Genomic DNA, 12,130 nt, shown 5'->3' with positions numbered 1-12,130 from the left:
GTTCTGCACAAGCTGTTTGCACCATTGCTGCTTTCAGCACTTTACTCAAGCGGTTTTAGCCTATTGGTACAGCTTCTAAGGGAAAATTAAATCAAGAACAGCCCGTGACCATTGCTATTCAACGGTCACGGGCTGTTCTTTGCATATAGTCCTTGTAAATGTTGCCCTCTTATTCCAGCAGCCAGTCGTCCACCACATCCCGCAGGCCCACCGGCGTTACGGTGCCCCGGACCAGCGCCTCCGCCAAATCCTGGACCTTCTGCCGGGAGGGGCTGAGATCCCTCACCGACGCCTCTTCTCCCTCCAGCTCAATCTGGACGCCGAAATTCCCGGCCTCCTCCAGCAGATAATAGCGCGCCTGTGACGACAGGCATGGGACCTCTCCTACCAGCATCTTGCGCAATCCGCTCCCTCCTCCGGCCCGCGCCTCTTCCAAACGCCGCGGGCGTTTTCTGCTTCCAGCATAACACAGGCATCCCGTAAAGCCTGTCAAACTTTGTCGAAGCCCCGCTCTTCCGCAAGAAGCGCCTCCAGCTCCTCCCGGCCGAACAGGAGATTCAAAGCTTCCAGCATGCCGTTGGCCGTGAGGTGCTCCGGCAGGTCCAAACGCTTCAAAAGCAGGCGGCGCTTTTCCGCGCTGCCCTCTGCCCCGCTGAGGCCCAGGGCGACCAAGTCCGCTTTGGTGACGGCCTCCCGCCGCTCCGGGGGCGGCCTGTCCTCAAACGTGGCCCCGCAGCGGCGCAGCGCCTCCAGCAGCACCGTGGGGGACATACCCTCCACGCCTAATTTCCCCTCCTTGCCGCCCCGGCGCTTCCGGCGCTCTTTGCCCTTCACGTCGGGGATGTAGGCCTGCTTCACCCGGTCCCTGGGCAGGGCCCCCTTCAGATAATTCCGCAGGAGGAAGCCCGCCCCGTCGCTGTCCGTCAGGATGATGAGGCCCCGCTTCTCCGCCAGGCGGCGGAGAAAGGCCAGCTTCTCCTTGTCGTTGAACACGGCGAACCCGCCCAAGGTGACCACCGTGGCGTCCACCACCTGGGAGACGGTATTCTTGTCGTAGCGGCCCTCCACCACAATGACTTCCCGGACGCGCTCCATTTCCTCAGCTCCTCTCCGCCGCCAGCCAAACCAGCAGCAGCTTCAATTCCCCGGCGCTGTCCACGCCCCGCTCGCTCTTCATCCGGCGGTCCAGCTCCTGGCACCTCCGCACCGCCTGGGCGCACCACTCCGCCGTGGTCCTCCGAGCGGCGTTCAAGAGGAGCTTGGCGGGGTAGTCGGACTTCATGCCCCACAGCTCCATCAGCCAATAGCGGTCCCTGCCGCTGTCCAGGGCCAGCCGGGCGGTCCAGATGCGCCGGAGCTGGCTTCCAAGGGCCGCCAGGATCATGATGGGCTCCGTCTGCATTTTNACCAGNTCCCCCAGGATGGAAGCCGCCTGGTCATAGCGCCCCTGGAGCACCGCGTCGGACAGCTTAAAGACCTCCGCCGACAGCACCGGGTCCGCCANGGCGTCGATNTCCGCCTGGGTGACGGTTTTGCCCNTGGCATAGGCGGCAATCTTCTCAATCTNCGTCACCAGNCCCGTCATCAGGGCNCCGCAGGTGAAGATCAGGTACTCCGCCGCAGCCCGGTCGATCTCCTTTCCCAGGGCCTTGAAGCGCCGGGAAATCCAGGGGATCAGGTCCGCGCTGGAGGCGGCCGGGCACTCCACCGCCTCCACATAGGACTCCAAGGCCTTGCAGAGCTTTTTCATGGTCCGGTTGGGCTTGTACTCCAGGGTGTCGTAAACAAAGACGATGCAGCCGTAAGGCGGCAGATCCTCCAGCAGGGCGATGAGCTTTTCCCGCTGGTCCTCCCCCAGCTTGAAGAGGTCCCAGTCCGTTACCACCGTCAAGGTCCGCTCCGCCATCATGGGCATGGCCTCCGCCGTCTCCGTCAGAATCTGGGCCGTCAGGTCCTTCCCCTCCAGGGCGTGGTAGTTGAAGGTCTCAAANCCCGNCGGNACCNGCTTCTTCNGCAGCTCCCCCAGATAGTACTCCCGGAGGTAGCTCTCCTCGCCATAGAAAACGTAGGCGGCGCCGATGGTCCCGGCGGAGAGGTCCTCCTTGAATTTTTGCAGGGCCGCTCCCTTTCGGGGGGCCTTCTTTTTTTCAGCCATGGCTTTCCTCCTGGTTCCAAGAGAGATGGATGGTCCCGTGCAGGTCCGTCCGGTAGATGCCGCAGCCCTGCCGGGCCAGACGGAGCAGGGTCTCCTCCGTGGGGTGTCCGTAGGAGTTGGACCCCACGCTGATACAGGCCGTCTCTGGCCTTACGGCGTCCAGCAGCGCCTGGGACGTGGCGTATTTGGAGCCGTGGTGCCCCGCCACCAGGGCCTCAATGTCCGGCAAATCGAACGTCTCCAGCAGCTTTTTCTCCGTGGCGGCGTCCATGTCGCCGGTGATGAGAAGGTCATTCCCCCCGGCGGAGGCCAGGACGGACAGGCCCCGCTCGTTGTCCCCGGCGTCCCCCACAGGCGGGTAGACCGTCAGCGTGCCCCGGCCGAAGTCCAGGCGCTCCTCCGCCGTAATAAACCGGACGGCGGCGCCGTGCGCTCCGGCGGCGGAGAGGACCGCCTCTTGGGGCCCCGCGCCGTCCTCCCCCTCGGGAAGCAGCAGCGTGTCCACATCCAGCCGGTCCAGAAGGCCCGTCACACCGGACACATGATCCTTGTCATAGTGGGTGAGGAGCAGGTAATCCAGGCGTTCGCAGCCCATGGCCGCCAGCTGCCGGGCGGCGGCCGCACCGGGGCCCTTCCAGCTGTTGGCGCTGCCGCAGTCCACCAGGGCGAAGGTCCCTTCGGAGGCCAGCACCACGCTCTGCCCCTGGCCCACGTCCAAAACCAGGGCGTCCAGGTCGCTCCCATACCGAGCCGCCCCCAGCCGGAGGGTCAAAGCCAGGGTCAGCGCCGCCAGAGCGGAGGCCAGAACGTACTTCCTCCTCCCCGTTCGCCGGGCCAGATACGCGGCGGCGAAGAGGCAGTAGGCGTACACAATCCAGTATTTCAAATAGGGGTTCGCGGTATAGACGGCGTGGCAGGGAATCCTCGAAAGCAGCCCGGCGGTCAGGAGGATGTACTCCGCCGCCAGCCGGGCCGGGAGAGCCAGCAGCGCTCCCAGGGGCGGGTAGAAAAAGCTGACAAACACCGACAACAGCCCGAAGCTGAAGGCCCAGGCAGCCGCCCAGAGGCAGAGGGCGCTGCTCAAAGGGGCAATCAGCACCAAAGCGCCAAAGTAGTACGCCGTCAGCGGCACGGTAAACACCATGGCTCCCATAGAGGCGGAAAAGGAGAGGGCCAGGAAGTGGAAGATCCNTCCCCAGGTTTTCCCCCGTTTCTTCTCTCCAACCAGGCCCTTGCGGAGCCTCGGCGTCAGCCAGAGGATGCCCGCCATGGCGGCGAAGGACAGCTGCAAGCTGACGGAGGCGGCGGCAAAGGGATTCGCCAGCAGGATCAAAAACAGGGCCGCCAGCAGGGACGTGGGCCCGTCGCTCTCCCGGCGGGNCAGGATGGCCNGCAGGGGCNGGGACAGCATNANGCAGGCCCGGAGCACCGAGGGGCTTCCGCCGGTGAGGACGGCGTAAAACGCCAGCAGCGGGATGCCCAGCAGGGCCTCGAGCTTCCGGCTTTGCAGCAGGAAGCCCGCCAGGGCCATGAGAAAGCCGCAGTGCATACCGGACACCGCCAGGATGTGGTTCAGCCCCGCCTCGGCGAGGGCCGTGTCGGCCTTTTCCGAGATCCCGCCCCGGTCGCCGGTCAAAACGGCCGTCAGGAATCCGGCGGCATCCCCTGGGAAAAGGACCTGGATGCGTTCCCTCATGGCCCGGCCCATCCGGGCGGGAAGCCAGCGGGGACTGTTCCGGGTCCCCTCCCCGGCCTCCAGATTCCCCCGGGCATAGGCCAGGAGAAAAACGCCTTTGGAGGTAAAGGCGGTAATATCCTCATCCCGGACTCGGGCGGCGTCGTTGAACCTGGCCTGTCCGGCTACGGTCTGGCCGACCGCCAGGTCCAGCAGTTCCTCCCCGGCGTAGAGCACCGCCTTGCCGGGGACGCCCTCCACGCGGACCTCCGCCCGGGCGCCGAAATCCGTTTCCTCGGCGTAGCCGCAGAGGGTGGCGGTGAAGTCCGACCTCCGCCCCGCCATTTCCTGGGCGGGCCTCTGGACCTGGCGGGCGTAGAGCCAGCTCCAGCCCAGGCCCAGAGCCAGGGCGGCACAGAGGATCACGCCCCGCCGCCGCCATTCCCAGGGCAGGAGCTTCGACAAGAAGCCCAGCGCCAGCGCCAACCCGGCACCCGCCAGTATCCAGCCGCCCCGGAGAAGATACTGGGCCAGAAACACGCCCAAGGAAAAGCCCCCGGCAAACGCCGCCAGCCGTCTCATGGCCCGCCCTCCTCTGTCTCTTTCTCTAAGCCAAAAACTCCCGGAGGGGTTTCCCTCCGGGAGCNGTTCTCTTTTTACAGGGTGCTTCGTTACTCCGCCAGGATCAGGCGGNTGCCCGTCANCGCGGGACTGTCCGCCGTCAGCTCCGGGACGAATTCCGTCTTGCCCTCCGCCCCCGCCGCCTGGGCGACCAGATTGGAGAGGGTCTCCGCCTTCTCCGGCGTGGTGACGGCGTAGACGCGGTCCACCCGGCTCACCAGGCGGTTCAGGTCCAGCCCGGCCACTGTGTCGGGACCCTCGGCGATAACGGCCTCCGGCACCTCCACGGACAGGAGAATGTCATAGGACTCCAGGGCCGTGTTCAGATCGCTGAGGAGCAGGTCCAGGTTATTGGCCAGGGGCACGTCGGTGTTGTAATGAATCTTATTGATTTTCCCCACGGTGGGATAGCTGAAATCCGTCAGCAGCAGCTCATCAAAGCCCAGCTCCGCGATCTCCTTCGCCAGGGCGCAGACGTACTCCCGGGTCCCGGGCTTGGCGGGGTCCAGCCAGAGGCTGTTGTTCCCGTCGTAGAAGATATAGCCGCCGGTGTTTTTCAGGCCCCGGCCCTCCACGTCGGCGTTGGCCGCCTTGAAGTCCTGGAGGCAGGCCACGCTGGCGATGGTGTGCAGCCCCTCCTGGGCCGTAACCGCGGCCAGGNCGGCGGCGGTGTCCATCTCGGTTTCCACCGCGCCGGAAACGGCGTTGGCCGCGTTGAAGTAAACCNTGCCGTTGGAGGTATTCAGGCGGACGGCCACGNCGTTGNCCCCCGAAGGCTTCTCCGTCTCCTGCCACAGGGCCTGTGTCAGCGCCTGGGCCGGAAGGGAAAAGGCCGCCGTCTCCTTGGGGCCCTGGTCCTCCGGCTCCTGGACCACCACGTCCACGTCGGGTTGGTGCTCCGGGGCCTCGCCCTCCCCGTCCGGCGGGGGGGCCTTCTCCTCCGTCTGCCAGGGCAGGCGGATTTGGCGGCTGCCGTCGGCGCCATAGACCAGGAACTGCTGCAAATAGATGACGCTGGCGGCCACCGCGATCACCAGCACCAGCAGAATTGCCAGCAAAATTTTCCACTTGGGCCCCCGCCCCCGGTAGCTGCTGTAGCCCTTGGTTCCCACCATGCGCGTCACCTCTTTTCAGGAGCGGCGCTCCCGTCGTTTTTTATTGGGGGAAGCTCAGCCCTCCAGGGCCATCATCTTCTCCACCCGGCGGGCATGGCGGCCCCCCTCAAACTCGGTGGAAAGGAAGACCTCCACCATCCGCTCGGCCATATTGGGCCCGGTGAAGCCCGCGCCGATGGCCATCATATTGGCGTCGTTGTGCCGGCGGGTCATCTCCGCCTGGAGGCAGTCGGCGCAGTGGGCGCAGCGGACGCCCTTCACTTTGTTGGCGGTGATGGAGATGCCGATACCGGTGGTGCAGATCACAATGCCCCGGTCGCAGCTCCCCTCCGCCACGGCCCGGGCGGCGGCGGCTCCGAAGTCGGGGTAGTCGCAGCTTTCCTTGGAGTGGCAGCCAAAGTCCTCGATCTCATGGCCCAGCCCCTCCAGGACCTTGATGACATGCTGCTTCAAATCATAGCCGCCGTGGTCGCAGCCCAGCGCGATCTTCATGGTAGTATTCCCCCGTGCATTCAAATTTTGTGGCTTATATTGTACTCCAGATTTTCCAAAAAATCAATATTATTTTCGACCGTAAATTTGTTCTTTTCCGTTACAATGCGTGTCGGATGGGCTTCCGCCCCTCAAAGGTGCAAAAGCTCTCAAAGCCGCAGTCCCGCAAAAGCGCCTGCCGCTCCCGGACGGCGCAGCCCACAAATTTGGCGGAGTGGGCGTCGGTGCCCAGGGTGACGATGGGGTCCGCCGCCATATCCTCATACAGCCGCAGCCANATCCCGTCCGGCAGGGGCGTACCGCCCCGGTTGGTGTTCAGCTCAAGGCCAATTTCCTTCCGCTTCAAAATAGAGAAGATTTCCGTGATCTCCCCGCCAAAGCGCTCCATGCTCAGATTCCAGCCCCGATTCTCGTTGAGATAGCGCAGGGGCAGCGTCAGATGGCCCAGCACGTCGAACTTCCCCCACTCTGCCATGGCCTTCACCTGGCCCAGGTAGTCGGCAATGCCGTCATAGGCCTCCTCCTCTGTCTTGGGGTCGAAATAGTAGAGGTCCAATCCCTGATAGCGCTTTGAGAGCATGTGGACAGNGCCGATCACAAAATCGAAAGGCGGCGCGNCCGCCAGCAGCTTCTCCGTGTGGGTGAAGTTCCAGCAGGCGTCTCCCAGCTCGATGCCCAGGCGCAGCTTGATCCGCTCCCCCATGGCGGCTTGAGCCGCTTCAAATTCCGCCGTCAGGGCGGACCAGTCNTAGGGCCCCCGAAGGNCCGTGCTGGCCCAGACGATGGGCTCCACATGGTCGGTGAAGCAAAGCTCGTTCAGCCCCGCCTCGACGGCGGCCTCCGCCAGAGCGGTCATGGAATCCCTGCCGTCCGGAGAAATCCGGGAGTGGACATGGTAATCCGCCAGATACATGGTTTGGCTCACCTCTTTTTCTTGCCCTTGCCGAAGAAGCCCTTCCGCTCCTCGTAGTTCTCGTCGCCCATGGTCTCGGCGAATTTCCGCAGGGCTTCTTTCTGTTCTTTCGTCAAATTCCGGGGAGTCTCGATGTAGACGGTGACATACTGGTCCCCCCGGCCCCGCCCGTTGATGGAGGGGATGCCCTTGCCCTTAAGGCGGAAGGTCGAGCCGCTTTGGGTCCCCTCGGGCAGGTCGTATTTCACCTTGCCGTCGATGGTGGGAATCTCCAGATCCGCGCCTAAGACCGCCTGGGCGAAGGTGATGGGGGCCTCGCAGAGAACGGAGGTGCCCTCCCGGCGGAAAATCTCGTGGGGCCGGACGGTGATGGTGATGAGCAGGTCCCCGGCGGGGCCGCCGTTCTTCCCGGCGTTGCCCTGGCCCCGGATGGAGATGGTCTGCCCGTTGTCGATGCCCGCCGGGATGCTGGCCTGGATGGTCTTCCGCTTCCGCACGGCTCCCGCTCCCCGGCATTCCCTGCAGGGCTGGTGGATGATTTTCCCCTTGCCGCCGCAGCGGGAGCAGGGGGAGGAGGTGGCAAAGACCCCCATGGGCGTCTGCCGCCGGACCTGGACCGTGCCGGTGCCGTGGCAGTCCGGGCAAACCTCCGGGGTGGTGCCCTCGGCGCAGCCGCTGCCCTGGCACGCGCCGCAGGGCTCCAGCCGCTCCACGGTGACGGCCTTTTCGCAGCCGAAGGCCGCCTCCTCAAAGCTGAGGATCAAGGACATGCGGAGGCTCTCCCCCCGCTGGGGGGCGTTGGGATTCGTCCGCCGCCCGCCGCCGAAGCCGCCGCCGAAAAAGCTGCCGAAAATGTCTCCCAGATCCCCGAAGTCGAAGCCTCCGTCAAAGCCGCCGCCCGCCCCGAAGTTGGGGTCCACACCGGCGTGGCCGAACTGGTCGTACCGGCTCCGTTTTTCCTTGTCCGAGAGAATCTCATAGGCCTCGTTAGCCTCCTTGAATTTTTCCTCGGCCTCCTTATTGTCCGGGTTCAAGTCCGGGTGGTACTTCCGGGCCAGCTTTTTGTACGCCTTTTTAATCTCGTCGTCCGACGCGCCCTTGGACACGCCCAGGACCTCGTAATAGTCTCGCTTTTGCTCAGCCATTCGTCGTTGCAAAGTCCGCCGGGCCCCGCCTTCGCCTAGCCGCGAAGGCCGCGCCCGCTTCCTTGCTCCTCCTCTCCGTCCCGGCCCCTCTGTGCCTCAGGCCGGGTAATTAACAGGGGGAAGCGGAGCCGCCTTTCAGCGGCCCCGCGTAATCCCAATTTTATTTNTTCTGCTCGTCGTCGTCCACGACCTTGTAGTCCGCGTCGTAGTACTGGCCCTCCTGGGCGGCTCCGGGATCTCCGCCGGGCTGGGCGCCCTGGGGATTGGCCTGCTGGTACAGCTTTTCGCTGACGGCGTAGAACGCCTGCTGGAGGGCCTCCGTATCCGCCTTGATAGCGGCGGTATCCTGGCCCTTCAGGGTCTCTTTCAGCTTGTCGAGGGCCCCCTGGACCTTGCCCTTGTCGTCGGCGGGGATTTTATCGCCCATGTCCGCCAGGGTCTTCTCGCACTGGTAGACCATCTGGTCCGCCTGGTTCCGGGTCTCCACTTCCTCCTTGAGCTTCTTGTCCTGGGCGGCGTACTGCTCCGCCTCCTTGACCGCTTTTTCGATGTCGTCTTTGCTCATGTTGGAGGAGGAGGTGATGGTGATGTGTTGCTCCGTTCCGGTGCCCAGGTCTTTGGCGGAGACGTTCACGATTCCGTTGGCGTCGATGTCGAAGGTAACCTCAATCTGGGGCACGCCGCGGCGGGCCGGGGCGATGCCGTCCAGGTGGAAGCGGCCCAGGGACTTGTTGGCGGCGGCCATCTCCCGCTCACCCTGGAGGACGTTGACCTCCACGCTGGTCTGGTTGTCGGCGGCGGTGGAGAAGACCTGGCTCTTTTTCACGGGGATGGTGGTGTTCCGCTCGATGAGCTTGGTGCACACGCCGCCGTAAGTCTCGATGCCAAGAGACAGCGGGGTCACGTCNAGCAGCAAAAGGCCNTTCACGTCGCCGGTGAGGACGCCCGCCTGGAGCGNCGCGCCCATGGCCACGCATTCGTCGGGGTTNATGCCCTTGAAGGGGTCGGAGCCGGTGAAGCCCTTCACCGCNTCCTGGACGGCGGGAATGCGGCTGGAGCCGCCCACAAGCAAAACCTTGGAAAGGTCGGAGGGCTTAAGGCCCGCGTCGCTCATGGCCTGGCGCACGGGGCCCATGGTGGCGTCCACCAGGTGGGCGGTGAGCTCGTTGAACTTCGCCCGGGACAGGGTGATGTCCAGGTGCTTGGGGCCGCTGGCGTCGGCGGTGATATAGGGCAGGTTGATGTTGGAGGTGGTGACGCCGGAGAGCTCGATTTTGGCCTTTTCGGCGGCCNNCTTGAGGCGCTGCATGGCAACCTTGTCATTGGAGAGGTCCACGCCGTCGCTGCGCTTGAACTCCGCCACCAGCCACTTCATGACGCACTCGTCGAAGTCGTCGCCGCCCAGGCGGTTGTTGCCCGCCGNGGCCAGGNCCTCGATGACTCCGTCGTCGATGTCCAGGATGCTGACGTCGAAGGTGCCGCCGCCCAGGTCGTAGACCATGATCTTCTGGGTCTGCTCTTNGTCCACGCCGTAGGCCAGGGCCGCGGCGGTGGGCTCGTTGATAATGCGCTTGACGTCCAGGCCCGCGATTTTGCCCGCGTCCTTGGTGGCCTGGCGCTGGGAGTCGGTGAAGTAGGCGGGGACGGTGATGACCGCCTCGGTGACGGCGCCGCCCAGATAGGCCTCGGCGTCCGCCTTCAGCTTCTGGAGGATCATGGCGCTGATCTCCTGGGGGGTGTAGTTCTTCCCGTCAATGGCCACCTTGTGGTCGGAGCCCATCTCCCGCTTGATGGAGGAAATGGTCCGGTCGGGGTTCGTGATGGCCTGGCGCTTCGCCACCTGGCCCACCATGCGCTCGCCGGTNTTGGAAAAGGCGACGACGGAGGGGGTGGTCCGGTTTCCCTCGGCGTTGGCGATGACGACGGCCTCGCCGCCCTCCATCACCGCCACGCAGGAGTTGGTGGTCCCCAAATCGATACCGATTACTTTAGACATAATGACTGCCTCCTGAATTATATGAAAATGTTATTTTGAACGCGTTTTTAATTGGCGACCTGCACCACGGCGTGGCGGATCACCCTGTCTCCCAGGAGGAAGCCCGCCTGGAAGACCTGGGCCACTTCGTTTTCGCCCAGATTCTCGTCGTCAACGTGCATGACGGCCTCATGCCGCTCCGGGTCGAAGGGCCGGCCCTGGGCCTCGATCTCCGAGACGCCCAGCTTCTTCAAGAGTTCCCTGTACTGGGTGAAAATCATCTCCAGNCCCTTCTTGTGGGGGTCGTCCTCCCCGCCGGGGGCCGCCGCCGCCCGCTCCAAATTGTCGTACACCGCCAGGAATTCCCGGATGGTGTCCGCCTTGGCGTCCTGGTAGAGGGATTCCTTTTCCTTGGCGGTGCGCTTGCGGTAGTTTTCGTACTCCGCCGCCAGGCGNGTAAACTGGTCCTTAGTGGTTTCCAGCTGGCGGGCCGCCGCCTCCATCTGCTCCACCTGTTCCCTGGTGAAGGTGATTCCGCCCTTTTCCTTCTTCTTTTTGCCCTTGGGCGCCTTGCCGGCGGGTCCCTCCGTCTGGNACTCGGGGACTGTCTCCGCCGTCTCTTCCTCCAGGGGCTGCTTGTTCTCTTCCGTCATTTCGGTTCCTCCTTGGGGGGTAGTTCCTCCTGTTTTCCAAACAATCGCGTCAGCCCCTCGGCAAAGCCGGAGAGCCGTGCGGCCACCGCCGCGTAATCCATTCTTGTGGGGCCCACCACGCCGATAAGGCCCCGCATGTCGTCTCCGATATCATAGCTGGCCACCACCACGCTGGTGTCCCGCAGGACCTCCTTCACGTTCTCCGGGCCGATGAGGATCTCCATCTCCCGGTGCAGCGGCTGGGGGAGCTCCTCCTTGCTGTCCGCCAGGAAGCTCATCAGCTCGTGGGCCTTGTCGGCGTCCCGGAACTCCGGGAGCTTTAAAAGGCGGCTGGCCCCGGCGGTGACAATCTCCCGCCGGCCCGCCTCCTCCAGCGCGTCCGCCGCGAAGCCCACGGCCTGGGACAGCAGCAGGAAGAGCTGGGGGCTCACCTGGTCCGCCACGCTCATCAGATGCCGGCTCATGCCGCCGGGGTCCGTATTGGTGAAGTGGCTGTTCAAAAGGTTCGCCGCCGCGGGCAGGTCCGCCGGGTCCACCTTGAGCTGCATCCGAAGGAGCTGGCTTTTCACCTTGCTGTCGCTGGTCATCATCACCAGGATGCAGTTCCGCTCGTCCACCGCCAGCAGCTCGAAGCGCCGGACGGTGAGCTCGGTCTTCCGGCTGGCGGAAACATAGGCCGGGTAGCGCACCAGGGCGGACACCGCCCGGCCCGCCTGGGCCAGGAGCCGGTCCAGCTCCTCCATCTTTAGCTGGAGGGACTGGTNGATCTTCTCCGTCTCCGCCAGGGAGAGGCGCTGGGCCTCCATCAGCTCGTTGACGTACAGGCGGTAGCCCTTGGGGGAGGGCATCCGCCCCGCGGAGGTGTGGGGCTGCTCTAAATAGCCCATCTCCGTCAGGTCGGACAGCTCGTTTCGGATGGTGGCGGAGCTGACGCTGCCCCCCATCTCGGCGGCAATGGCCTTGGACCCCACCGGCTCGGCGGTGCGGACATAGTCCTCCACCACCACCTTCAGTATCTGCCGTTTCCGGTCCGAGAGCTCCACGCCGTCCTCCTCCTAATGCCCGCCGCCTGCCGGGGCGGGCCGTTTTTGATGCTTTAGCACTCCTTTTCCCGGAGTGCTAAAGCGAGTTTACCACCGGATGGATTTGTTGTCAATGGATGGATATAAACAAATTGTAAACAAACCGGGTCGAAAACGTAAATCCGGTTTCCAGGAACGCTTTTTCCCGTTTTTTCCTGAACCCGCGGCGCTTTTTCCGGACGGCCCTTCCCGCCTTTGAAAAACGGGCTTCGTAAAAAATACCGAAAGTTGCACCGGAAGGGCCGAGAGTAAAAAATTGTGCTTTACTTTTTAAGCAGAAGCTGGTATCATATTTTACTGTGTG

General features: G+C 64.1%; 11 protein-coding genes. All 11 read right to left on the bottom strand.

Annotation, left to right across the window (positions count from 1 at the left end):
* Positions 1 to 169 precede the first annotated feature (169 nt).
* The 11 genes from JX325_RS02040 to hrcA all read right to left on the bottom strand — a co-directional run bounded on the left by JX325_RS02040 (position 170) and on the right by hrcA (position 11,787).
* Entirely contained in the window at positions 170 to 394 is a 225-nt protein-coding gene (locus tag JX325_RS02040; RefSeq protein ID WP_243413871.1) for a DUF6514 family protein, read from the bottom strand.
* A 95-nt stretch (positions 395 to 489) separates the two neighbouring features.
* Positions 490 to 1,095: a toprim domain-containing protein gene (locus tag JX325_RS02035; RefSeq protein WP_204789515.1), complete on the bottom strand. Its 606-nt coding sequence runs from the start codon at positions 1,093 to 1,095 to the stop codon at positions 490 to 492.
* A 4-nt stretch (positions 1,096 to 1,099) separates the two neighbouring features.
* The gene (gene holA / locus JX325_RS02030; RefSeq protein ID WP_204789514.1) at positions 1,100 to 2,155 is read right to left on the bottom strand and encodes a DNA polymerase III subunit delta; all 1,056 of its coding nucleotides are present in this window, start codon (positions 2,153 to 2,155) and stop codon (positions 1,100 to 1,102) included.
* Positions 2,148 to 4,412 (bottom strand): DNA internalization-related competence protein ComEC/Rec2, encoded by a 2,265-nt coding sequence (locus tag JX325_RS02025; RefSeq protein WP_204789513.1) that lies wholly within the window; start codon positions 4,410 to 4,412, stop codon positions 2,148 to 2,150. The genes holA and JX325_RS02025 overlap by 8 nt, the downstream gene beginning before the upstream one ends.
* 89 nt (positions 4,413 to 4,501) lie before the next feature.
* Positions 4,502 to 5,566, bottom strand: coding sequence for a putative glycoside hydrolase (locus JX325_RS02020; RefSeq protein ID WP_204789512.1), 1,065 nt, complete (start codon positions 5,564 to 5,566; stop codon positions 4,502 to 4,504).
* Positions 5,567 to 5,620: 54 nt separating this feature from the next.
* Positions 5,621 to 6,058 (bottom strand): ribose 5-phosphate isomerase B, encoded by a 438-nt coding sequence (gene rpiB / locus JX325_RS02015; RefSeq protein WP_204789511.1) that lies wholly within the window; start codon positions 6,056 to 6,058, stop codon positions 5,621 to 5,623.
* A gap of 100 nt (positions 6,059 to 6,158) precedes the next feature.
* Complete coding sequence (locus JX325_RS02010) at positions 6,159 to 6,971, bottom strand: histidinol-phosphatase HisJ family protein (RefSeq protein ID WP_204789510.1); 813 nt, start codon at positions 6,969 to 6,971, stop codon at positions 6,159 to 6,161.
* 8 nt (positions 6,972 to 6,979) lie between these two features.
* Positions 6,980 to 8,116 (bottom strand): molecular chaperone DnaJ, encoded by a 1,137-nt coding sequence (gene dnaJ, locus JX325_RS02005; RefSeq protein WP_204789509.1) that lies wholly within the window; start codon positions 8,114 to 8,116, stop codon positions 6,980 to 6,982.
* A gap of 160 nt (positions 8,117 to 8,276) precedes the next feature.
* Positions 8,277 to 10,112: a molecular chaperone DnaK gene (gene dnaK / locus JX325_RS02000; protein ID WP_204789508.1), complete on the bottom strand. Its 1,836-nt coding sequence runs from the start codon at positions 10,110 to 10,112 to the stop codon at positions 8,277 to 8,279.
* A 47-nt stretch (positions 10,113 to 10,159) separates the two neighbouring features.
* Positions 10,160 to 10,744, bottom strand: a complete 585-nt coding sequence (locus JX325_RS01995) for a nucleotide exchange factor GrpE (RefSeq protein ID WP_204789507.1) — start codon at positions 10,742 to 10,744, stop codon at positions 10,160 to 10,162.
* A complete protein-coding gene (hrcA, locus tag JX325_RS01990) occupies positions 10,741 to 11,787 on the bottom strand; it encodes a heat-inducible transcriptional repressor HrcA (protein ID WP_204789506.1) in 1,047 nt (348 codons plus the stop codon). The genes JX325_RS01995 and hrcA overlap by 4 nt, the downstream gene beginning before the upstream one ends.
* Positions 11,788 to 12,130 lie beyond the last annotated feature (343 nt).

Source organism: Oscillibacter sp. CU971, assembly GCF_905219725.1.
Classification (GTDB): domain Bacteria; phylum Bacillota; class Clostridia; order Oscillospirales; family Oscillospiraceae; genus Oscillibacter.
This window is presented reverse-complemented; position numbering and strand designations above follow the sequence as displayed.